General features: G+C 63.0%; 16 protein-coding genes. 8 read left to right on the top strand and 8 right to left on the bottom strand.

The window, feature by feature from the left end; genetic code table 11:
• Positions 1-36: 36 nt before the first annotated feature.
• The 5 genes from QX094_RS17355 to QX094_RS17375 all read right to left on the bottom strand — a co-directional run bounded on the left by QX094_RS17355 (position 37) and on the right by QX094_RS17375 (position 6,428).
• On the bottom strand, positions 37-753 hold the full coding sequence (locus tag QX094_RS17355; RefSeq protein WP_316185838.1) for a Spy/CpxP family protein refolding chaperone: 717 nt from the start codon (positions 751-753) through the stop codon (positions 37-39).
• A 153-nt stretch (positions 754-906) separates the two neighbouring features.
• Positions 907-4,077 (bottom strand): efflux RND transporter permease subunit, encoded by a 3,171-nt coding sequence (locus tag QX094_RS17360; protein WP_316185837.1) that lies wholly within the window; start codon positions 4,075-4,077, stop codon positions 907-909.
• Positions 4,074-5,498, bottom strand: a complete 1,425-nt coding sequence (locus QX094_RS17365) for an efflux RND transporter periplasmic adaptor subunit (protein ID WP_316185836.1) — start codon at positions 5,496-5,498, stop codon at positions 4,074-4,076. The genes QX094_RS17360 and QX094_RS17365 overlap by 4 nt, the downstream gene beginning before the upstream one ends.
• Before the next feature lie 76 nt (positions 5,499-5,574).
• Entirely contained in the window at positions 5,575-5,967 is a 393-nt protein-coding gene (locus QX094_RS17370) for a FixH family protein (RefSeq protein ID WP_315714005.1), read from the bottom strand.
• A gap of 95 nt (positions 5,968-6,062) precedes the next feature.
• Complete coding sequence (locus QX094_RS17375) at positions 6,063-6,428, bottom strand: hypothetical protein (protein WP_315752732.1); 366 nt, start codon at positions 6,426-6,428, stop codon at positions 6,063-6,065.
• A 473-nt stretch (positions 6,429-6,901) separates the two neighbouring features.
• Here QX094_RS17375 and QX094_RS17380 point away from each other — a divergent pair, with 473 nt between their 5' ends.
• Positions 6,902-8,233: a tyrosine-type recombinase/integrase gene (locus QX094_RS17380; protein WP_316188059.1), complete on the top strand. Its 1,332-nt coding sequence runs from the start codon at positions 6,902-6,904 to the stop codon at positions 8,231-8,233.
• 483 nt (positions 8,234-8,716) lie between these two features.
• On the opposite strand, the gene traA is transcribed toward QX094_RS17380, so the two are convergent.
• Positions 8,717-11,728 (bottom strand): Ti-type conjugative transfer relaxase TraA, encoded by a 3,012-nt coding sequence (traA, locus tag QX094_RS17385; RefSeq protein ID WP_316188060.1) that lies wholly within the window; start codon positions 11,726-11,728, stop codon positions 8,717-8,719.
• A 171-nt stretch (positions 11,729-11,899) separates the two neighbouring features.
• Here traA and QX094_RS17390 point away from each other — a divergent pair, with 171 nt between their 5' ends.
• A complete protein-coding gene (locus QX094_RS17390; RefSeq protein ID WP_284422220.1) occupies positions 11,900-12,208 on the top strand; it encodes a conjugal transfer protein TraD in 309 nt (102 codons plus the stop codon).
• A 116-nt stretch (positions 12,209-12,324) separates the two neighbouring features.
• Here the strand turns inward: QX094_RS17390 and QX094_RS17395 are convergent, their stop codons facing one another.
• A complete protein-coding gene (locus QX094_RS17395) occupies positions 12,325-15,213 on the bottom strand; it encodes an ATP-binding protein (protein WP_316188061.1) in 2,889 nt (962 codons plus the stop codon).
• A gap of 750 nt (positions 15,214-15,963) precedes the next feature.
• Here QX094_RS17395 and QX094_RS17400 point away from each other — a divergent pair.
• The 6 genes from QX094_RS17400 to QX094_RS17420 all read left to right on the top strand — a co-directional run bounded on the left by QX094_RS17400 (position 15,964) and on the right by QX094_RS17420 (position 19,667).
• Complete coding sequence (locus QX094_RS17400) at positions 15,964-16,314, top strand: hypothetical protein (protein WP_316188062.1); 351 nt, start codon at positions 15,964-15,966, stop codon at positions 16,312-16,314.
• Entirely contained in the window at positions 16,293-16,535 is a 243-nt protein-coding gene (locus QX094_RS34575) for a hypothetical protein (RefSeq protein ID WP_410052932.1), read from the top strand. Before QX094_RS17400 ends, QX094_RS34575 begins: the two co-directional genes overlap by 22 nt.
• An 87-nt stretch (positions 16,536-16,622) precedes the next feature.
• A complete protein-coding gene (locus QX094_RS17405) occupies positions 16,623-17,300 on the top strand; it encodes a type 1 glutamine amidotransferase domain-containing protein (protein ID WP_316188063.1) in 678 nt (225 codons plus the stop codon).
• A gap of 45 nt (positions 17,301-17,345) precedes the next feature.
• Positions 17,346-17,636, top strand: coding sequence for a putative quinol monooxygenase (locus QX094_RS17410; RefSeq protein ID WP_316188064.1), 291 nt, complete (start codon positions 17,346-17,348; stop codon positions 17,634-17,636).
• 197 nt (positions 17,637-17,833) lie between these two features.
• On the top strand, positions 17,834-18,838 hold the full coding sequence (locus tag QX094_RS17415; RefSeq protein ID WP_410052933.1) for an alpha/beta fold hydrolase: 1,005 nt from the start codon (positions 17,834-17,836) through the stop codon (positions 18,836-18,838).
• Between the two features lie 76 nt (positions 18,839-18,914).
• Entirely contained in the window at positions 18,915-19,667 is a 753-nt protein-coding gene (locus tag QX094_RS17420) for an alpha/beta hydrolase (RefSeq protein ID WP_410052934.1), read from the top strand.
• A gap of 179 nt (positions 19,668-19,846) precedes the next feature.
• Here QX094_RS17420 and QX094_RS17425 read toward each other — a convergent pair whose 3' ends face one another.
• Positions 19,847-22,684, bottom strand: a complete 2,838-nt coding sequence (locus tag QX094_RS17425) for an ATP-binding protein (RefSeq protein ID WP_316188065.1) — start codon at positions 22,682-22,684, stop codon at positions 19,847-19,849.
• Between the last annotated feature and the right edge of the window lie 74 nt (positions 22,685-22,758).

Genomic DNA, 22,758 nt, shown 5'->3' on the forward strand with positions numbered 1-22,758 from the left:
AGGCGGAGTCGACGGCTTCATGGAGCAGGTCCTCTCCTAATGGCCCCGCTGCATCCGCATGGAGCTCATTCGGCCGCCCCGCATCCCCATCGGCGGCATGCCGAGATTGGGCGCGAGCAGTTCGTCGGCCACCTTTCGCTGCTCGTCGGAAAAGGTTGCGACGAGGTCGCTCAGGGCGGTCTTGATCGCTCGCGTGGCGTCGAGGCGAGCCGATAGCGATTTTTCCTGTGCGGTCAGCTGGTCGAGCACCGTCTCCGAGCCGGCCTGCGACATCATCGCAGTCCTGAGATCGCCGAACGTCTTCGCACGCGCGCGAAACGCGTCGGCGAAGCCGTTCCATGCCGGCATCTGGGCGTCCGTGATCTTGAGCTCCGCCCGCAGGAACGCGATTCGTCCCTCCACATGATCGAGCACCTCCATGCCGCCCATACAATCGTCGGACGGCCGCGTCATGCCGGACATCATCGGCATCATGTTGGACATCGGCATGCCGTCCATCATCTTCATCATGCCGCCGCCCATCATGGTCTGTGACGAACTCGCCCCGCTGGTCGATTTGCCGGCATCCGTTGCTGGCGCTTCCTTCTGATCAGGATGATGGGCCGAATGGTCTGTGGAGGATTGAGCGAAGGCGGGATGCGCCAAAGCCGAAAACGCCAACAGAAAAGCCAAGGGCAATCTTTGCATGACCAAGTCCTCCTTCAGGGGGCGATCAACAATGGCCAGACGTGGGCCATTCAGGTTGATCCACATCAACGGTCGGCGGGCTCAGGGGTGACGATCGTTCGTTGTCAGCGCCGGTACGGCTAGTCGCTGACCTTGATCGGGCGCCTTCGCCGCGCCGCCGCGACCACCGGAGCTCCTGTCGCGAAACTTCTCATCGTCTCTCCTCTCGCTGTCGGTGGATCAAGCTGCCCTTTGCACGTCCTGCGACCCGCTCGAGGCATCTGCCGTCGTCCCTGTTCTGGTCGACAGGCTGCGTCCCTTGACCAGACCGAAGATGGCCGGAATCACGATCAGGGTGAGCAGGGTCGACGAAATCATGCCGCCGATCATCGGCACGGCGATGCGCTGCATGATCTCTGACCCTGTGCCCGTACTCCACATGATCGGCAGCAGGCCCGCCATGATCGCGACAACGGTCATCATCTTCGGGCGCACGCGCTCGACCGCGCCCTCCATGATCGCGTCCTGGAGATCCTGCCGATTCACCGGACGGCCTTCGACGCTGCGCCTTGCCTTCACCGCGGCCAGCGCGTGATCGAGATAGATCAGCATCACGACGCCGGTCTCTGCGGCGACGCCGGCAAGCGCAATGAAGCCGACGGCGACGGCGACCGACAGATTGAAGCCGAGCCACCACATCATCCAGATGCCGCCCACCAGCGCGAACGGCAGCGACAGCATCACGATCAGGGTTTCGGTCATGGCCCTGAAGTTCAGATACAGCAGCAGGAAGATGATGGTGAGCGTCACCGGAATGACGATCTTGAGCCGGGCAGTCGCGCGTTGCAGATACTCATACTGGCCGCTCCAGAGTACATAGGTCCCGGCCGGAAACTGGATGCTCTCGGTGACGGCGCGCTCTGCGTCCGCGACGTAGCTGCCGATGTCGCGGTCGCGGATGTCGACATAGATGTATGTCGCGAGCTGTCCATTCTCGGTCCGGATCGAAGTGGGGCCCCTGGCCGGCTCGACCTTCGCGACCTCGCCGAGCGGCACGGCGCCGCCTGAGGGCATCGGCACCAGGACATCGCTGGCGATGGCCTTCGGATTGTCGCGGAGATCGCGCGGATAGCGCATGTTCACGCTGAAGCGCTGCCGGCCCTCCACGGTCGTGGTGATCGTCTGGCCGCCGAGGGCGGCCGCGATCGTATCCTGGACGTCCTGGACCAGGAGTCCGTAGCGGGCGAGGGCCTCGCGGTCGGGCGTGATCTCGAGGTAATAGCCGCCGATGCCGCGCTCGGCATAGGCCGAGGAGGTTCCGGGGACGGTCTTGATCACCCGCTCGATCTGCTTGGCCAGACGATCGATCTCGGTCAGGTCCGTGCCTATTACCTTGACGCCGATCGGCGTGCGGATGCCGGTCGAGAGCATGTCGATGCGCGCCTTGATCGGCATCGTCCAGGCGTTGGAGACGCCGGGGAATTGCAGCGCCTTGTCCATCTCGGCAACGAGGCTGTCGATCGTGACGCCGGGACGCCACTGCTCCCTGGGCTTGAGGTTGACGACCGTCTCGAACATCTCGGTCGGCGCAGGGTCGGTGGCGGTCGCCGCCCGCCCGGCCTTGCCGTAGACAGAGGCGACCTCGGGGAACGACTTGATGATCCGATCCTGCATCTGCATCAGCTCGGCGGCCTTGGTCACGGAGATGCCGGGCAGGGTGGTCGGCATGTAGAGCAGCGTGCCCTCGTTCAGGCTCGGCATGAATTCGGTGCCGAGCTGGCGTGCCGGCCAGACGGTGATGGCGAGCACGGCGGCCGCGGCGAGGATCACGAGCGTCTTGGCCCGCAGCACACCCTTGATGACCGGCCGGTAGATCCAGATCAGCAAGCGGTTGATCGGATTGCGATGCTCGGGAACGATCCTGCCGCGCACGAAGATCACCATCAGCGCCGGCACCAGCGTCACCGAGAGTAGCGCCGCTGCCGCCATCGAGAACGTCTTGGTGAAGGCGAGCGGGCTGAACAGCCGGCCTTCCTGCGATTCCAACGTGAAGATCGGCATGAACGACACGGTGATGATCAGCAGGCTGAAGAACAGGGCGGGACCGACCTCCGCCGCCGCGTCGATCAGGATCTGGACGCGTGATGCGTCGGGCTCGGCACGCTCCAGATGCTTGTGGGCGTTCTCGATCATGACGATCGCGGCATCCACCATGGCGCCGATCGCGATCGCGATGCCCCCCAGGCTCATGATGTTCGAGCCGAGTCCGAGCAGCTTCATCGCGCCGAACGCCATCAGCACGCCGACCGGCAACATCAGGATGGCGACCAGGGCGCTGCGGACGTGCAGCAGGAACACGATGCAGACGAAGGCGACGACGATGCTCTCCTCGAGCAGCGTGTGCTTCAGCGTGTCGATGGCGGCATAGATCAGGTTCGAGCGGTCGTAGACCGGAACGATCTCGACCGATTTGGGCAGGCTGCTCGCGATCTCATGCAGGCGCTTCTTGACGTTCTCGATCACGTCGAGCGCGTTGACGCCGAAGCGCTGTAGTACGATGCCGCTGGCGACCTCGCCCTCGCCATTGAGCTCGGCGATGCCGCGCCGTTCGTCGGGGCCGAGCTCGACATTGGCGACGTCGCGCAGCAGCACGGGCGTGCCGCCTGAGCTCTTGAGCACGATGTTGCCGAGATCGTTGATGCTCTTCAGATAGCCCTTGCCGCGGATGACGTATTCGAACTCGGACAGCTCGACCGTCCGGCCGCCGACATCGGCATTGCTGGCGCGGATCGCGTCGCGGATCTTCTGCAGGCTGATGCCGCGGTCGCGCATGCGCTGCGGATCGAGCACGACGTTGTACTGCTTGACGAAGCCGCCGATGCTCGCGACCTCGGCGACACCCTCGGCCTTGGCGAGCGCGAACTTCAGGTTCCAGTCCTGGATCGTGCGGGTGTCGGCGAGATTCAGCTCCTTCGACATGACGGCGTATTGGTAGACCCAGCCGACGCCGGTCGCGTCCGGGCCGATCGTCGGCGTGATCCCCGCCGGAAGCCGCGAGGCCGCGCTGTTCAGGAACTCCATCACGCGCGAGCGGGCCCAGTAGATGTCGGTGCCGTCCTCGAAGATGACGTAGACGAACGACACGCCGAAGAACGAGAAGCCGCGCACGACCTTCGACTTCGGCACCGTGAGCATGGCGGTCGTCAGGGGATAGGTGACCTGGTCTTCGATGACCTCAGGCGCCTGACCGGGATACTCGGTGTAGACGATCACCTGGGTGTCCGACAGATCGGGAATTGCGTCGAGCGGCAGGTGAATGAGTGCGTAGAGACCGGCTGCTGCGGCGAAGCCGGTCCCGAACAGGACCAGCAGCAGGTTGCGCGCCGACCAGGCAATGATGCGGGCGATCATTTGTGGTCTCCCATGCCGGCGTGGTCGCTGCCGGCGGATTGCGCTTCGTCGGAGTCCGCGAAGCTCTTCAGCGCGGCCTTCAGGTTGCTTTCGGCGTCGATCAGGAAGTTGGCCGAGGTGACGACCGCCTCGCCATCCGACAGGCCATCGCGCACCTCGACATAGCCGGCGCCGCGCCGGCCGAGCGTCACGGCGCGCGGCTCGTAGCGGCCGCCGCCCTTGTCGATGAGGACCGCCTGGCGCCTGCCGGTGTCGAGCACGGCATCAGCGGGCACGGCCAAGAGCGGCGCCGGGTCCGCCGTGTCGATCTCTGCATCGACATACATGTCGGGGAGCAGCGCGAGGTCCGGATTGGCGAGCTCGATCCGTAGGCGCGCCGTCCGCGTGTCCTTGTTCACCTGGGGATAGACGACTGCGATCGTGCCGGCGAAGGTTCGGCCCGCGAAGCTGCGCGCATGGATCGTCACGGGCTGTCCGACGGCGATGCTGCCGAGGTCGCGTTCGGCGACATCGACCAAGGCCCAGACCGTCGAGATGTCGGCGATCCGGAACAGCACGTCGCCCGGATTGGCGCGCATGCCTTCGGTCGCATTGCGCTCCAGCACGACGCCATCGCGCGGCGCCGACCATTGAACCGTGATCGGTGCGACGCGCGACCTCTCCATCGCCATGATCACCGGCTCCGGGACGTCCAGATTGGTCAAGCGCTGGCGCGCGCCGCGTCCGTAGGCTGCGTTGCCGCCGACGATGTTGGAATTGATGGTGGAGAGATACTCGGCTGCGGCCGCGGCCATCGCCGAGCTGTAGATCTCCATCAGCGGCTGGCCCGCCTTCACGCGCGTGCCCGTGGTCACGTCGGCGACCTTCTGCACGAAGCTTTCGGCCCGCATCGCGATCACGGAGACTCGGCGCTCGTCGAGCTGGATCGTTCCCGGTGCCTTGACGGCGATGCGGAGCGTGCGCCGCTCGACCGGCGTGGATCTCACGCCCGTCCGCTGGATCTTGCCGGGCGACAGCTTCACCACGCCATCCTCGGCATCGTCGCCCTCGTAGACGGGAACGTAGTCCATTCCCATCGGGTCCTTCTTCGGAGAAGGCGACGTGTCAGGTAGGCCCATGGGATGGCGGTAGTAGAGAATCCGGCGCGAGGAGTCCGCCTGCTGCTTCGGCTTGGCGGGGGCGGGCGCGGCTTGATCGTCGTCGTAGACCGGCAGGTAGTCCCGCCCGCGCTCGTCCTTCCTGGGGCCTGCCGACCAGGCAGGGGCGCCGCTGGGATCGCGATAATACAGCGGCATCCGCTCCGCCGCCGTGGCGGCAAGATGGGGGCGGAGCGACGGCGGCGATGTCTGGATCGACCAGAGACCACCCAAACCAAGGCCGGCGCCGAGCGTAACGGCCGCGAGCAGACGCAATGTGTTCATGACATCACCGTGAGGCGCGCGACGCGCGCGATCCGTTGGGAAGGGCGGGGCGCTCGTCGGGGAGCGCCCCGCAGGCTCACTTCGTCGCCTTGACGACGACCTTGCCGGTGACCGTCTCCGGCTCGCCCTGCACCTTCGCGGAGAGTGTGACCTGGTAGCGCCCGGCCATCGGCAGGTCGGTCTTGAAGGCGTAGACGCCGGGCTCCTTGGACGGCAGCGGCGCCACCTCCGACACCATGTCGGCCATCCCATCCGGCGCCATGTCGACGCGTGTCTTGAAAATGACCGCGTCAGTTACGGCCTTGCCGGTCTGCTTATGGGTGAGACGAACGGCGACCGTGACGTCGTCGCCCTTCTTCATCTCGGCCGTGACGGGCTCGAAGCTGTAGTCGGCGGCGCCGGCGATGGCGGCCGGTGCGGCGAGCGAAAGGGTGGCGGCGAGGGCCGCGGTGCTGATTCTGGAAAGCATGGTCCTGTCCTCATGAATGGATCTCGGCCGTGGCGCCCGCGGCGCGCACGTCAGTCATCGGCGCGCAGACATTGTGCGCGTCGGCTCGTGCGAGATCAGACTCGAGGAGGTCGGAACGGAGGACTGCCGCTGTGAAGAGAAGCGACCTGATCGGCGGGAATGGCGATCCTGGTCGCGCTCACGGCGAGGGGCGCGAAGGCAACGGCCCTGACATCGCCGAGCGCAACCGTCCCTCCCGCGCAGCAGAAACCCATGCTGCATTTGGTGTTGTGCGACGGGGAGCCGGTGCCCTTCATGTCGTCGGGGCAGCATTCGTCCATCGACATGCCGGCCCCGTCGTCCATCTGCATGCTCGTCTGCATCTCGTCCGACGACGCCATCACAGCCGCCGATGCGCCGATCGGCAGCATCGCCACGGACAGGGCAATCGCGAACGCCAGGATGGTACGGACGAGCCGCATCGAGATGGAGTTACCTTTCCGGTCGCAGAGCAAGACAGCTAACATAAGCCAGGCGCCGACGCAGTCGTTGATCCCGCTCAATCCTGCGTGACCATCGCGTCGCCGGAGGCATGACGACGGGCCAGACCAGCACAAGCGATCGCATGAAAGGAAAAGGATGGCGACGGCAAATGGTGGGCGCACAAGGGATCGAACCTTGGACCTCTCCCGTGTGAACCACAATCCCTAGATCACGATCAGCCCAATCCCGCCACAGTCGAAACCTAGAAAATGTACGTAATGGCAATGGCTTGTGTCCGTTTTGGCCACAGCAGGCCATAGCACGCCTTACTGCATTTTGTGTGCCCCTGTTGTGCCCCCGGCGGAATTTCCCCGGGGGCACACAAAAGAGGGAGAGTTTCAGACCCGGTTTGTTCTGGGGCTGTTTCGGCCTCGTCGCGGGGCACACGCGGGACATGGAAAGGACCGGGTTGATGGCGAAAGCAGCGAGCCAGCTGACACTCACGGATGCTCTCATTCGCACCGCCTCGTTGCCGGCGGGCAAGGCGCAGCATTATCTCCACGACGACAAACTGCCTGGCCTCGCCCTGCGCATGCGCGCCACTGGCGCCCGGACGTGGGTGTATCTTTTCACCAAGCCGGGTGTGAGGGGGACGCAGCGCAAGACGCTCGGTCCGTGGCCCAAGTTCAATGAGAAGGCCGCGCGCAAGGCGGCGACGATCGCCGCGGGCGAAGTCATCCGCGGTCTCGACCCGAACGACGACAAGCGTGAGGCGAGGCGGCTGCAGGCTGCTGAGAAGCAGCGGACCACTCTCGCAAACCTGATAGTCGAAGACGGACCCTACGAGACATCGTTGACTGGGCGGCAGGTCGTCAATTGGAGGCCGGCGATGTCCGCGCTGAGACGTGGGCTCAAGGATCATGTCGAGGGTAGCGCCGCGGATCTCACGCGCAGAAACATCATGGCGGCTGTCGACAAGATCGCCAAGACCGGGAAGCGTGGGGCCGCCAAGGACTTCCGTAAGCACGCGCACACCTTCCTCGAATGGTGCGTCGGCGAAGGCTATGTCGAGCATAATGTGCTGGCCGGCTATCGCGCGCCGAAGGAGACGCGAGCGCAACGGGTCGGAAGGCGAATGAAGGGGCGAGCTCTGACCGATGCCGAGATCGTCAAGGTCTGGCAAGCATGCGGCAATCTCGGGACTTTTGGACTCCTGACGCGCATGTGCCTCCTCGGCGGCGCGCGTCGCAGCGAGCCAACGATGATCGAGTGGAAGCGGCACGTTATGCAGGACCGCATCACCTTCGATGGCGCCTGGACGAAGATGGGTCTGCACCACGATGTGCCGCGCACTCATCTCATCGACGAAGTGCTGGCAGCTGCCAAGCATTTTCAGCGGGCAACCTCAGACTATGTGTTTCCCTCGCCGAAGACAGGCGGGCAGATGTCGGGCTTCACCAAGATGGTGAAGCGCCTCGTCAAGGAAGCCGAGGTGGATAAATTCACCATGCATGACCTGAGACGCAGCCTGCGCACCATCATGTCACGCTGCGGCTACGACAATGAGATCCAGCGGCTCTGTGTCGGTCAAAAGCCGGGCGGCATCGACCAAGTTTACAATCACGATGAGCAGTGGATCATCCGCAAGATGGCGTTCGAGGCTGCTCACGATTACATCGCGGAGCTCGTCGGCGCAGAACGTACCGGCAAGGTTGTACGTCTGCAGAGGACGAATCCGCTCGATCCCATCAAGACTGAGCTGCTCGGCCGTCTTCGTGAACATTTTGCGGCTGGGGGCGTTTAGCCGCGCTGGAGCCAGATAGATACTCGCGCACCGCGTCCACCCGATAGAGTGGGCGGCCATCGACGTATCGCCATTTGAGCGGATGGTCCGGATTGCGCCGCCACTGCTCAAGCGCGCCTGGCGTCCGCCGAATGACCGCCGCCGCCTCCAGCGCGGTCAGGTTCGAGCTGCCCGGTAAGGCATCGATGTCGAATCTGGCCGGCGGGGGTACGCCACGGTGCTTGCGCTTACGCCTAGGGGCGGTCGCGCTTTGATCCGGTCCTGTCGATCCAGTTGCTTCGACTGTGGTCGTATCGGTTTTGCCGCCCATACCGGTTTCCACGGTTGCGTTACGGCCGATAAGATCGCAGGCGGCTTGGAGAGCAAAGCAGCTGGCAATTGACGTAGGGGTGGCGGCGGCCTTGGCGTGCAAACGGATGGATCGAGATGGCCGATGGTTGCATCAAACCAGCGCGCCCGGGAACCGGCGGCAAATAGGACGGGTCAAATTCCAAGGCCTCGGCCTCTGCCGAGATCGATGCCATGAGCGAAGGCCAGTTCCTGGCCGAGCCGGCGGCCTGTTTCGAATGCGATGCCGAGGTCTTTCTTGCGACTGGCGAGGATAGATTCCAGTTGCGGATCGCGCTCGAGGCTTTTGGCCATATCGCACATCGCGGAGCGGGCGGCCTTATAGCCGGAGATGTCGCCAGCTTGATACAGGCGCTGGCTGGCGTGGTCGAGCTTCTGCCAATGTTCCACGAACCCGTCGGCCCGACGGCTCGGATCGATGCGTAGTTCGGTTTCGATCTGGAGCGCGCGAACCGCGCGGCTGACCTGGCCCCCAGCCGCCTCGCGAGCCAGTTCTGGGCTTTGCTTGTACGCGGCCTCAGCATCATGCGAGCCATAGGGCCGCACCGCCTCGAAGGCCTGGCGGGCCTTCTGTAGCTCTTTGACTTGGTCCGGACTTGCCACACCGCCTGTCTCCTTTGCCGTGAAGATCGCATCCACGGCGCGGGCATGGCGCACCAGCGCTCGGGTCCGCACGCGACGCAGTTCCTTGTCCGCCTCTTCGGCCACCTTCCTGTCCGCCGCTTCGGTGGCGCGTGGCTCGGCTCTTGCAACGCTGCTTTCCCTTTCCGGCGATCCGCGCTCGGGCCTCCGTCCGCCATCCCGGTCGCGCACCTCTCCAGGGACGCGAACGCCGTCGAACATCTCGCGCAGCTTCTCCGGCACAATCTTGCGCACGATCTCGGCCACGCGCTCGCGGAAGGTGATCCCACGCCGCTCGGCGTAACTCTGGACCGGATCGACGCGCTCGTAGTCCGAAGCCATGTCCTTGGCGCGATCGAGCGACAGGACTCGGCTGAGCCGGTCCTGACCCGCAAAATCGTCACGGCCATAATGCAGGTCTACGCCGTCGCGATGCCGCGACAGCGCGACATAGCTGCTGTGGGCGTCCATGCCCGGCGTCGCCAGCACATAGACGCGGTCCACCGTCATGCCCTGCGCCTTGTGGATCGTCGCCGCATAGCCATGGTCAATCCGGTTGTAATCCTTCAGGTCAAAGCGCACAGATCGGCCATCGTCGGTCTGCACGGTCAGGAACCGCGCGCTGACCTGTTCGACGGTCCCGAGGGTGCCGTTCTTCACGCCCAGGCCGCGCTCGTTCTGTAGGAACATGATGCGATCCCCGCAGGCGAAGGACCTCGCGCCGCGCTCGACCGCCACACGCACCTCGTCGCCGAGATCGCCGGCGGCCCGCATTCGCTCGCGCGCTGACTCGTTCAGCTCCCGCACTTCGTCGTTGGTGTGGGTGAGGATGATCCGACTCCGGTCCGGTGACGCCTGTCGGTCGCGGTCCCAGCGCGCGATCAGATCGTCGCGTGCCTGCTCGCGGGTCTGGACCTCATGCACCATCCCGTGGGAGCGGTAAGCTCCGAGCGCTTCCCCCACTTTGCCGGTCGCCAGATCGCGCGTGGCATCGCGCTGCCAGTCCTCCCGCTGACGCCGCACTTCACTGATTTCCGCCCCGCTGTGACGCTCATGGATAGACCGGAACGACGCGCCCGCTTCGATCGCCTGCAGCTGCTGCGGATCGCCGACCAGCACCACCTTGGCGCCAGCTTCCGCCGCATGAGACAGCACGCGATCGAGCTGGCGCGCGCCGACCATGCCGGCTTCGTCGATGACCAGCACATCGCTCGATTTGAGCAGATCACGGCCCTGTCTCCAGCCATGCTCCAGGCTGGCAATCGTGCGTGACGCAATGCCCGATCCGCTTTCGAGATTTTCCGCCGCAATGCCGGACAGCGCCACGCCACGAACCTCGAAGCCGGCCGCTTCCCACGCCTCCCGCGCCACCCCCAGCATCGCGCTCTTTCCCGTCCCGGCATGGCCGACGACGATGCTGAGGTCGCGTCCGTCCGTGACATGCGCCAGCGCCTCGGCCTGCTCGGATGACAGGACCAGGCCGCGCGCTTCCGCATGCGCCAAAGCTATCCTGCGCTCCGCGTCGCGCACCTCATGAAGCTCCCGGTCAGCCATCCGTTCAGCGGCCCTGTGCAGGCGCTGTTCGGCCTCGATCATTCCGCGGGTGGTGAACCGATCCTCGCCGCGGGCGTCCTTACCGAGTTCGACCAGATCGGGCGCTCCCTGCATCGCGCCCATGACCTGGTTGAACTGGTCGATCCCGTCACTGTGACGGTGGGCGAACTTGGCCAGGTCGCGTCGCGTGAAGGTCGATTGCTGCTGGGTGATCGCGTCCAATCCAAGCGAGGGATCCGCGATAATCCGCGCGCCATTGCCGCGCGCGATCTCCCGGTGCATCTCGGCCCGGTCCGCCTGACCGACTTCGCCCGCGGTGCCTCGGACCTCGATCCGTTGCGCCGGTGCGCCGATCTGAGTCTGTGGCTCCAGCGCGATGCCCTGGGCTTCCAGACTGCGATGGTCGATCCGCGCGTCGATGTCGAGCTCGGCCAGGCGTTCATTGGCAAGCTCAGCCCAACGCTTCCGCCAGCGCTCCACCATCTCGGTGCGGTTCCAGTCCCGGACCTTCTGACCAAACCCATTCCCGTCCACTGCGCGCATGGTCAGCATGACATGGGCATGGGGCTTGGGCATGCCGTCCTCGGCTCTGTCCCAATGCACATTGAGGTCGGCGATCATGCCAAGACCGACGAACTCGCTCCGAACGAAGTCCCGAGCCAGCTCGATCCCCTGCGCCTCAGTCAGCTCGCGAGGAAGGGCGAACTCGACCTCACGGGCCAGCTGCGCATCCTTCCGGACTTCGCACGCCTCGACATCGTTCCAGAGCCGAGCGCGGTTACTCCAGGCTTCCGGCGTGCCTTCAGGCAGCATCACCTCGGAATGGACGACGCCGTGCTTTCCGGAAAAGTCCTGCTCACGGCCCAACCGCTCGTCACGCAGCCGTGAAGCGGAGCGGTAGGCGGCCGACGCCACCGCGCTGCTCCCGGCCTTCCGGCCAATGATCTTGACGTGAAGATGATAGATCGCCATAGCGACCAGAGCATCTACACAGCGAAGCGTACGTCGGCACGACGTATAAGCGCGCCCTCCCTCGAAAAAATCTCGGGAGGGATTACCGCGTCCCAGGGTGTCCTGACGACCCTACAGCTTTGTGCTGGGTGTCGAGCTATCATTTCTCCATCAAAATTCACGGAGACTATGATGCGCAAACCACGAGACTTCGATGCAGATCTCAAGGCACTCGAGGACAAGGCGCGAGGCATGAAAGCCAGCAAAGTGCGACAGCTCGGCGAATTGGTCATCGCGACTGGTGCTGATACGCTCAGCGTCGATGAACTGGCAGGCGCACTGATTGTACTGGCCGAGACGAAAGATGCCGGAAAGAGAGAGGCATGGTCCAAGCGCGGGGCCGCATTCTTTCAAAGCCGGTCGCGGCGAACTGCGCCAGCAATTGTTCGCAACATCGATGGTGCTCCTGTGTGCCACTTCGTTGGCGATCGGGAGATTTAGGAGGCAAGCCTTTGTCTGGGTAGGCGCTAGGAGCGCTAGCTGTATCGGCCTTGGTCACGTTTCTCGTCTGATCAAGGGCTTGCCAGTTACAACAAGTCCACTTCGGACTTTCTCTTTTATGAGGCGTCGCCACTCGATGCGTCCTCTATCTGGTTCAACAATTTGGAGGCACGGACAAGGTCTTGCGTACCAAAACCTTCAGTAAATTCCCCAAAAATTGGAGTGAGCAATTGGACTGCGTCCTTCTCGCGGCCTGTCGTCGCCCAATGAGCCGCGAGGTCAGTGGCGGTCCGAAGTGCGAAAGTCAACGCGCCGATAGCGCGGGCCTCGGCAATCGCCTGCTTGAACAGCTTTTCAGCGCGGACAGTTTCGCCTGCGTGGAGAAAGATCGATGCATTGACACGAAGGAGTTCCGAGCGGCACCAGCGTTCGCCTTGGCGTTCCTGATAAGCGATCGCTCGCCTGACGGCGTCTCGCGCTTCGGCGACCCGTCCCTGCCGAAGATAGGCGCGAGCGAGGAAAGCCAGATAGCTGCCGATCCGCATCAAGAAGCGGCATTCAATCAGTTCATCGATCGCGTCGCGAATATCCTCCACCGCCCGCCGATCGCCGCGCAAGTTGCGCAGGCAGGCGGAGAAATAGCGCTCGACTGAAACCCAGCGAGAGATGCGCTCTCGTTCCAGGTTACGACGCAAACGTTCTGTGAAGAACGCGAGCGCATCAAGATCGCCAATTTCCAGGGAGATGGGAAGAGCGGCCAGCCCGAGTGCGTTCGACTGTGATACCCAATGGCCGCCGCGGTCTGCAGCATCCACGGCGTCGCGCGCCAGCTTGGCGGCGTAGTCGGCCTGCCCCTGCATCCACGCGACGAAGGGCAGGTTGAAGCGGACGGTGATGAAGCGGTAGACCTCATTTGCATCCTTGCGCGAACGTCCCTGGGCCAGCGAATGGGTGGACGCGAGACGATCGAGAACTGGGCGGCTTTTGCCTAATTCGCCTGCGAAGGCGTGGGCCCAGGCTAAGGCCCTGTCGGCTTCGGATGTGGCCGTTGAATCGGGGTCCCGGCCAGCCAGCGAGGTAGCCTGCTCAAGATAGGTTATGGCACGTGCGATTTCTCCGATCTGGAGCAGGTAAAACGCAAAACCTACCAGCGCGCGCTGCTGATAATCGACGTTGCCGGCGCGTGTCGCGAACGCGATGGCATCAAGCCAAGCGACCTCGTTCTCATTCGAACTCTTGCGGGCGTAGAACAGACTCCATCCGAGGGCACAGGCGAGCTTCGCTTTTGACAGATCGTCGCATGGGACGCACTTGGCCAAGGCGAGTGCGACCTCCAGCCGCGCCTGCGCCTCCGACAGGATGGAGGTTTCCGACCAGAGAGTGATAGCCGCAACCGCAAGCCTGATGCCGAGCGTGGGATCGCCTTGATCGCCGAACGACCATGATAGTGCGCTTCTCAGATCGGCAATGCGGCCGAGGTAGCGCTCGGTCCAATCGGCCGGCTCGCGCCAATTCCACTCCTCCTCGGACTGCTCGAACAGCGCTATCATGCGTTCCGCATGCCGGCGCATCGCCGAGCCGCACGCTGGATCGCCCCGACACCGCTCGGCAGCGTAGCGGCGTGTACTGTCGAGCAGCCGGTAGCGCAGGCTCGCGCCACGGGCCTGCGCGCTCAGCAGTGACTTGGCGACGAGGCTCCCGAGTGCGGTCACAACATCGATTGGCGTGAGCCCCGCCGCTTCTGCCACGAAGACCGCATCATCGTGCTCGAATCCGTCACTGAACACGGACAGTACGGCGAACAGCCTGGCTTCCTTCTGCGAGAGCAGCCGGTAGCTCCACTCAATCGTGGCCATCAAGGTTTCGTGACGGGGCAACGAGGTGGCGATCCCGGCCGCGGTAAAACCGAGCTTCTGATCGAGATTGACCAATAACTCCCGTGGAGTAAACCTGCCGATCTGGGCTGCAGCCAACTCGATGGCCAATGGAAGTCCGTCCAACGAATGGCAGACCGCGGCGATTGCGTTGCAATCGTCGTCGACGAACTCGTAGTCCGACCATTCGGTGGCGCGCCGGACGAACAGCTCCACCGCCGGAAACCTCACAGCGTGATCGACCGACAGCCCGAGATCGGAGCTCGGAAATGGGAGAGAGCCAATCCGAACGACATGCTCAAGGGTGGTGCCGAGCGGCTCGCGGCTCGTGGCAAGCAGCCTCGATGGCGATGTGTCCGTCATGAACTTGCTGGCAAAGATCGTGGTGGCGGGCAGCACATGCTCGCAATTGTCGAGGATGAGCAGCATTTGCCGCGGCCTCAGATAGTCGAGGACAGCAGCCAGACCAATGTCCGTATTGCCTCGGATACCGAGCGCCGTCACCAGCGCCGCGCCGAACAGAGTAGGATCGGAGATCGTCGCGAGATCGACGAAGCAGACGCCGTCGCGATATCTTGAACCGTACGCCTGAGCAACGGCTAAGGCGACGGTTGTCTTCCCTATTCCCCCGGCGCCGGCCAGTGTTATGTGTCTGTCCTTGGCGAGTAGATCGGCGATGGCGGCGATATCGGCTTCCCGGCCCACGATTCCGCGCGGCAATGGCGGCTGCGTAGGCGGGAGCGGATCGGCCAGCGTAGGCTCCTCCTCGATATCGCCGATCCCGACCCGGACATCGGCGATAAATTTGTACCCGCGCCGTGCAACGGTCGCGATGTAGATGGGCTCTATCTGGGTGTCTCCCAGCGAGCGCCGCAAGCTCCACATATTGACCTTGAGATTGCTGTCATGGACGAACGTGCCCGGCCAGGCGGCCGCCGTCAGGTCGTTCTTGCTGACGAGCTCGCCCCGGCGCTGCACCAGCAGCCGCAAGAGTTCGAAGGCCCGTCCGCCCAGTTTGACGGGGCGCTCGTCCAGTAAAAGGAGCTGACGGCCGGGGACAAGTCGAAAAGGACCGAAGCTGAACGTCAGCTCCTGTCGGGGGACGCCCAGTTTCTTTGTGGCGGTCCGCATTGAGCAAAGCCAATCGGTCGACGAGATCGACTGGTAATATCATGACCTGAAAAGTTGTTAAAGCGAACCATTTGCAATTGCACGAGTGCAGCGCAAAATTCCTCGTCCGAGGCCCAACTGGCTACTTTTTGGGCACACTGCGAACGGCCGTGCTTATCGGCCCGATGGCTCGTCATGGAGTTGCGGAAACTTGGCGGAGCACTCTTTCGAATTGCACTTCAGTGAGGAAGCGGAGCTGGGGGTTGAAGAGCGCTTCGGAGCGCAGCTCGCGCCAGATTCGGCGGGGATGACTTCCGCAAGCGCCGCGCCACCCTCGGCAAAGCGGCCTGGGCGGCTCGCGCGGGAATGACGGCTGCCACGACCGGGTTTGCCAGTGCGTACCGCAGACCCGACGCCTTGGCAGCAAATGAAAACGTAAGCAGTTTCATAGCTGGTCCTGATCCTTGGCGACATTGCCGTTTGATACGCTCTTTAGCGCGCGTGATCAGTTCCGATATTTCTCAGTCCTGCGCGACGATGATCGCATCTTCCTCATCTGCGGTGAGGGCAGCTTCCAGGCAGCGGCGCGCGAGTGCAACCTGTTGCTCGCCTTTAACCCCTTTTAACCGAGCCACGTCTGGACTTCGCTGTCGCGCCTTGTGAGAATTTCAGCATCGGCGTCGCAGTGGCCCGGGGCTGCACTCATTGACCGGACGGGATGATCGCTCTTGCGGTAGGAGGCCGGAAATCACCTCGCTTGCGCAGGCCGTGATGGCATTCGTGGCTCATGGAGATCAGAAGTACCGAAACAGCGAGAAACTCGCAGCGGCCGACGACTGGCCAGGGCTGAGCATAGAACATCGTAAGTTTGCAGCAGGATGCCAGGCGACGCCGATTCCCTTCTGCACCGAGCTGGTGATGCTGCTGTCAGGCGGCGGAATTGTCTGTCGCACCGGAAATGGAGAAATCCAGAAGAGCCTAGCGCGGCGCGGCATGAGCTACCTCGTCCCAATCGGGACGCAAGAAAGTCATGTCGAGCTTTCGGACTGGCCTGTCTCAGCCCCTATCATTTCTGCAGGCTGTTTCGCGAAGCGATCGGATTGTCACCGCACCGATACGTAACTGACCGGCGCGTTCGGGCTGCGCAGCACGAACTCGCGCGTAGCCGACCCTCCCTGGTGGAAATCGGCCCTGGAATTCGGTTCTGGCTCGCAAGCGAACTTCACGCGTGTCTTCCGCAAGGCTGCAAACCTCGCTCCGAGGCAGTACGCGAATTGTGCTTCGGCCAGATCGAGGCAATTGCCGATAGGCCTGATCCGAATGACCGCAGGGATTGCTCATGATCCCGCAGGATTCGCAAATACGGTTCTGGGACCAGGCGATAGTGTCACTGCGAGATCTTTCTTTATGGGCCTTACAGGAAGCCGATCATGACCCAACACGTCCTGTTTATCGTCAGCAACGCAGCAGTGATCGGCCCACAGAACCGCAAGACGGGCTTCTTTTTCGCCGAGGTTGCGCATCCGTTCGATGTTCTTGACAAGGCAGGCATCGCGGTTGAGTTCGCTTCCTTGAGAGGCGGATGGACGCCCTATGACGCCTACGACGAGAAAGATCCTGCGCAAAAAGCCTTCCTTGAAAGCAAGGCTTTTCGCCGTCTCAATCGCAGCCGCAAGCTGGCCGAGGTGGATGCTGCGGATTTTGATGCGATACTGGTGCCAGGCGGACTTGGGCCGATGGTCGATATCCAGCGAAACCCTACCGTTCATGATGCGGTTGTGCGTGCGTGGAGCACGGGAAAATTCGTGACGGCCGTTTGTCACGGTCCATGCGCGCTTCTCGGAGTAGACCTTGGCGACGGCAAGCCGTTCGTGCGGGGAAGAAAGCTAACATCGTTCTCGAAGAAGGAAGAGTACGACTACGCACGTGAAGATGTTCCTTACGAGCTTGAAGATGCTTTGAGGGCCGAGGGCGCTGAATATACGTCTGCGGAAAACTGGCAGCCCCACGTCGTCGTCGATGGGCGCCTCATCACCGGGCAAAATCCTGCATCGGCCGGGCTCCTGGCAAAGGAGCTGCTGGCGGCACTCAGAAGCAGCCGCGCATAGCTGGACCGCTGAGGTAGCAGTCTCAAAAAGAGGTCGGTTCAAACAATGCCGTCAAAGATCACTGCCATTCTGGTTGCCCACCCTGGCAAGGGCCTCGAGCTTAGAGAGCTACTTGTCGGGATGGCGCCACATTGCAGAGCAGAGCCAGGAAATCTGCGTTGGGACATTTGGCGCGACAGTGTGGATGATCATCGTTACGTTCTAGACGAACTCTATCGAGACGGTGCTGCGGTCGAAGCGCATCGGAACTCGCAGCATTATCAAGAGTACCTGGCCAGGGTGCCAAAACTGGCCGAACGTACGGCAGTCGTCGCGGAGGCCGTGGACGTCAGATAATCGCTGTAATCCGCATGTCGGCAATGTCGCGGAGCTTCAGTTGCCACAACGCGAAGACAGCCGAGCCGGACAGATCACGCACGCAATCGCGCTTCCTTCACGGAGTTGAAGGTCGACCGATAAGCAGATTAACGAGGTGATGTCGCTCACACTCGGCTATCGCGAAAGAACCCGGGTGTACGACCGAAGGAGTTGCGATGCGTCTGTCTTGCACGATTGTCATCGGCCTGATCATGGCGAGTGCACATCCATCGTTCGGGGAGTCCACAGCGTCCGAATGTGGGCCGGTTGCGTCTGCTCATCGCTGCACGTTGCCAATGCCGAGCTGCGCAGCCGGCGCTTCAACGGTTCACTACCACACGGCCGCTATCAACGGCGTGAACGTGTTCTACCGGGAGGCTGGGCCGGCAGATGGGCCGGTCGCTCTCCTTTTGCATGGCTTTCCGACGTCGTCACATATGTTCCGCGATTTGATCCCGAAGCTGGCTCACAGATACCATGTCATTGCGCCGGACTATCCTGGCTTCGGGCAGAGCGACGCTCCAGACCGCAGCCGGTTCTCGTATTCGTTTTCGAACTATGCCGAGATGATCGATGCTTTGCTGGATCAACTCGGTGCAAAGCGCTACGCCATGTACGTCATGGATTACGGGGCGCCGGTCGGCTATCGGCTCGCTCTCAAACATCCTGAGCGTGTGACTGCCCTCATCGTTCAAAACGGCAACGCCTACGAAGAGGGTTTGCGAGACGCTTGGGATCCGATCAAGGCGTATTGGAAAGAAGGCACGGAGGAGCGGAGGAATGCGCTTTCGTTCCTCGTCTCGGCCCCGTCGACAAAATTCCTGTACACCGACGGCGTACGCGATCCGACCCGCATCAGTCCCGATAATTGGGTCAATGACCAGGCACTCCTGGATCGTCCGGGCAACAAGGATATTCAGCTCGACCTGCTGTACGATCACGCGGCCAACGTCCCGCTCTATCCGGCCTTCCAGGCGTTTTTCCGCGAACGTAAACCTCCGACCCTGATCCTCTGGGGCAAGAATGACAAAGTCTTCGCTGAAGCAGGCGCGCACGCCTATCTGCGCGATTTGCCAGCAGCCGAGCTGCACATGCTCGACACCGGCCACTTCGCACTCGAGGACCAAATCGACGTGATGGCGCCGTTGATCAACGACTTTCTCGACCGAGTCTACAATTGATACCGATGCAAGGCGATCGCACGACGCCGACGTTAGCTGATTGTTTATGCCGCCCCAGAAGACGAAAGGAAAACATATGAAGTACCTGGCACCTTTGCTGGCCCTCTCCGCGCTTGCCATGACGTCGACCTCCTCGGGAGCTCAGCAGCAGAAAGCGACATCCGTCGTCCTCGTCCATGGAGCGTTCGTCGATGGCTCAGGCTGGCAGGCGGTCTACGATCTTCTCAAGAAGGACGGCTATGAAGTATTGGTGGTCCAGAATCCCACCATCACACTCGAAGGCGACGTCGCCGCCACAGAAGCGGTGATCGCAGCAGCCAAGTATCCCGTCGTGCTCGTGGGGCACTCCTATGGCGGCATGGTGATCACGCAGGCGGGCGAAAATCCGAAGGTCAAAAGCTTGGCTTACATCGCAGCTTTTGCGCCGGACACGGGCGAATCGGCCGCATCGCTAAATTCGTGGCCAGCAGAGCCTGGCGAAACGAAGGCGCCGCTGCTGCCCCCGCAGAACGGCTATCTACTGGTCGATCCCGCGAAGTTCCCGACCTCCTTTGCAGCGGATTCCCCCGTGGCGCTCACCGAGTTCATGGCGGTAGCGCAAGTGCCGTGGGGATTACAAGCCGTTGAAGCGAAGGTCACGAAGGTGGGCTGGAAGGCAAAGCCGAGCGTCTTCCTGATCCCGTCTCAGGATCGCATGATAACCCCGAGTTCGCAAAGAAAGATGGCCAAGCGAAGCGGTGCGCGAGTGGAAGAGATAAGCAGCAGCCATGCGGTGATGCTGTCTCATCCGCGGGAGGTCGCCGCGTTCATCGAGTCTGCCGACCGATGATCGAAGCGGAACAGATCATCTTTCGTTGTGACCCGCAGTGACTTCCGCTGCGGGTCGTCGATTGCAGGAGCACGCAGCTAGGCCGTCAAGTGAGCGGACGATCTCCGAAATCTTGCCAAGGGCGTCGGAAAACACTTGCCGGGTCCTGGCAGCTGAGCGCAGTTTCGTGCTGGTCTTTCCTACGATGTCATCTCGCGGGCTTGCCGCAGGAGGTGCGACGCTCTCACGAGATCCCGCGTAGCGAAACCCTCCCGGAACTGCCGATAGACGGGTGACAGAATGGAATTGGCCTTCTCTGGATAGCCAGCCTCGAGATGATGCGCCGCAAGTTCGCTGGCCGCGCGCAGTTCGAACGACAGCGCCTCGATGCTGCGGGCCTCGTCGATCGCGTCTAGGAGGAGACGGTGGGCGCGATCAGGCTGCCCAGAGGCGCGATGGATAAGGGCCTGGATTCGCATCAGCTCGGAGCGGCACCAGCGCTCATCCTGTTGGGCCTCATAGCGTGCCGCCACTGCGATCGCATCGCTCGCGTGGGCCAACTCTCCGCGAAGGAGATGTCGCTCGGCCGCGACACCCATCATCGCGGGAATTCGCATGACGAATCGTGTTTGAATGAGATCATCGATCGCCTGCCTGATCCCGAGTGTGGCGCCGGGATCGCCGCGGGAGTCTGCGAGGACGGCCGTGTAGAACCGCTGGATCGGCAGCCAGATTCCGATGGTTTCCTGCTCGAGAATGCCGCCGAGCTTTCGCGTGTAGCGTTCGAGGTCCGCAAGATTTCCGTTCAGAAGGGAGACCGGACAGCAGGCGAGCGCGAGCACGTTCGACTGCGACGCCAGGTGCCCCTCGGACAGCTCCGCCGCCTCGCGAGCAAGAGCTGCGGCGAGATCGGGCCGCCCGCTCACCCAGGCAAACCTCACCGTGTAATTGCGAATGCCGATCGAGCGGTCGACCTGGAAGCCAGCCATGCGCGAGCCCTTGCCGATCCCCGGGAATTGCGCTGCCAGCCGTTCGAGCGTCGCGAGACTGTCGGTCAGCGCTCCCGTGTGCGCCCGCGCCCAGGCCAAGGTCCGCTCGCCCTCGGGCGACAACGACCAGTCCTGGTGCTCATCGCAAAGCGCACGAAATTGCTCAAGTCGTTCGATCGCCGCGTGGATGCGTCCGACGTCCATCAAATAGACCGAGAGGCCAAGCAGGGCAAGCAGCTCCGAGCGGAGGTCGGAGGCCTTGCGCGAATACGCAACGGCCTTGATCCAATATTCTTCGGTCTCCGGCGGAAACTGGCGCGCATACATCATGCTCCAGGCATACGGGATCGTGAGTTTCGCTTTGGTGAGATCGTCGATCTGCAGCGCCTCGGCATGGTCGAGCGCCACTTTCACCCGCGCCTGCGTATCCGAGATGAGCGAGGTCTCGAACCACAATGGGATCGTCAACATAGTGAGGCGGACGCCGAGCGCGGTATCGCCACCGTCCGCGAAGGCCCAGGCCAAGGCCGCCTGCACGTCGGCGAGCCGGCCGCGATAGGTCTTCGTCCAATCATCGCTGTCACGCCAGCCCCATTCGGTCTCCGACTGCTCGAACAGAGCCGCGATGCGCTCGGCGTGCCAGCGGCGCGCCTGCGGCTGCAAGCCGGCGTCCTGCAGGCGCTTTGCGGCATATCGCCGCGTGCTGTCGAGCAGGCGGTAGCGAAGATTGGCGCCCTCGACTTGGGCTGTCAGCAACGACTTGATAACGAGACCGCCAAGGCCGATGGTCACATCGATGGGGGACAGGCCTCGTGGCGCCGCAATGGCGATCACGTCTTCCAGGTCGAACGCGTCGGCGAACACGGAGATCAGGCGGAACACCTCCACCTCGTGTGGCGACAGCAGGCCGTAGCTCCAGTCGATGGCCGCGAGCAGCGTGTCGTGGCGGCCCGGCGTCTTGGTGGTATCGTCGGCATGAAAGCCGAGATAATCGCTCAGCCGCGCGGCCAGCTCCTGCACGGGATGATAATCGAGCTCGCCCGCCAGCAGCTCGATGGCGAGCGGAAGCCCGTCCACCGAGCGGCAGATCTGACTGACCGCATCGCGATCGGCTTCGATGATCTGATAGCCGGTCCATTCCGAGGCCCTGCGCGCAAACAGCTCGACGGCGGGAAATTTTAGGAGCTCGTCGAGCGTGGACAGGTCGTGCGCTGGAAAGGCGAGCGGATCCAGCCACATCACGTGCTCGCCGGGGACGCGCAGCGGCTCGCGGCTCGTCGCCAGGAGTCTGGACCGCCCCGGCTGACGCGCAAAGCTGCGCGCGAAGATGGCCACGGCGGGCAGCACGTGCTCGCAATTGTCGAGCAGCACCAGCATCGCCCTGTCCTTGAGATGGGCGACGGCGGCGTTGAGGGGGTCGCCCATGTCGCCGCGAAGTCCGAGCGCTGCGACGAAGGCCGAGGGCAGCAGCGCGGGATCATCGATCCTGGCGAGATCGACGAAACAGACGCCGTCGGGATAGTGGCCTTCCAGGCTGTGCGCCGCGGAGATGGCGATGGTGGTCTTGCCGACACCGGCGGGTCCGATCACCGTGACCTGGGGATGCGTCTGCAGCAGCTCGATCAGGCGGGCGATCTCGCGCTCGCGGGCGATGACGTCCTCCAGCACCGGCAGACGGCTCGGGCGTGCCGCGACGGGGGCGGCAGCGACTTCGGCGGTAGCAGCGTCAGTTCTCTGCACCTGCGCCACAAAACGATAGCCACGCCGGGCGACGGTTGCGATATAGGTCGATTGCTCCTGCGTGTCGCCGAGCGAGCGACGCAGGCTATGCATGTTGACCTTGAGATTGCTCTCGTGGACGAACGTGCCAGGCCATGCATAGGCCATGAGCTCGTCCTTCGAGATCAGTTCGTTGCTGCGCTCGACGAGGAGGTGCAGCAGTTCGAATGCTCTCCCGCCGAGTTTGACGGTGGCGCCGTCACGCGTGAGCAGTTGCCGCTCCGGAAGCAGCCGGAACGGTCCGAACGAATACACGACCTTCTGACGCATGAGCTCCTTTGAGGTCGAACCTTGGATCGAGGCTCGCGGCCTCCGTTCGACCATCTATCAATTGAGCCGGTTAT

Source organism: Bradyrhizobium sp. SZCCHNS1050, assembly GCF_032484785.1.
Taxonomy (GTDB): Bacteria; Pseudomonadota; Alphaproteobacteria; order Rhizobiales; family Xanthobacteraceae; genus Bradyrhizobium.

Excerpts from the sequence above, each read along its gene's own strand:
- QX094_RS17360 (WP_316185837.1), bottom strand. The coding sequence starts at position 4,077 with ATGATCGCCCGCATCATTGCCTGGTCGGCGCGCAACCTGCTGCTGGTC.
- QX094_RS17415 (WP_410052933.1), top strand. The coding sequence starts at position 17,834 with ATGCGTCTGTCTTGCACGATTGTCATCGGCCTGATCATGGCGAGTGCA.
- QX094_RS17410 (WP_316188064.1), top strand. The coding sequence starts at position 17,346 with ATGCCGTCAAAGATCACTGCCATTCTGGTTGCCCACCCTGGCAAGGGC.
- QX094_RS17365 (WP_316185836.1), bottom strand. The coding sequence starts at position 5,498 with ATGAACACATTGCGTCTGCTCGCGGCCGTTACGCTCGGCGCCGGCCTT.
- QX094_RS17355 (WP_316185838.1), bottom strand. The coding sequence starts at position 753 with ATGTGGATCAACCTGAATGGCCCACGTCTGGCCATTGTTGATCGCCCC.
- QX094_RS17395 (WP_316188061.1), bottom strand. The coding sequence starts at position 15,213 with ATGCGGACCGCCACAAAGAAACTGGGCGTCCCCCGACAGGAGCTGACG.
- QX094_RS17380 (WP_316188059.1), top strand. The coding sequence starts at position 6,902 with ATGGCGAAAGCAGCGAGCCAGCTGACACTCACGGATGCTCTCATTCGC.
- QX094_RS17375 (WP_315752732.1), bottom strand. The coding sequence starts at position 6,428 with ATGCGGCTCGTCCGTACCATCCTGGCGTTCGCGATTGCCCTGTCCGTG.
- QX094_RS17420 (WP_410052934.1), top strand. The coding sequence starts at position 18,915 with ATGAAGTACCTGGCACCTTTGCTGGCCCTCTCCGCGCTTGCCATGACG.
- QX094_RS17405 (WP_316188063.1), top strand. The coding sequence starts at position 16,623 with ATGACCCAACACGTCCTGTTTATCGTCAGCAACGCAGCAGTGATCGGC.
- QX094_RS17425 (WP_316188065.1), bottom strand. The coding sequence starts at position 22,684 with ATGCGTCAGAAGGTCGTGTATTCGTTCGGACCGTTCCGGCTGCTTCCG.
- traA (WP_316188060.1), bottom strand. The coding sequence starts at position 11,728 with ATGGCGATCTATCATCTTCACGTCAAGATCATTGGCCGGAAGGCCGGG.
- QX094_RS17390 (WP_284422220.1), top strand. The coding sequence starts at position 11,900 with ATGCGCAAACCACGAGACTTCGATGCAGATCTCAAGGCACTCGAGGAC.
- QX094_RS17400 (WP_316188062.1), top strand. The coding sequence starts at position 15,964 with ATGGCATTCGTGGCTCATGGAGATCAGAAGTACCGAAACAGCGAGAAA.
- QX094_RS17370 (WP_315714005.1), bottom strand. The coding sequence starts at position 5,967 with ATGCTTTCCAGAATCAGCACCGCGGCCCTCGCCGCCACCCTTTCGCTC.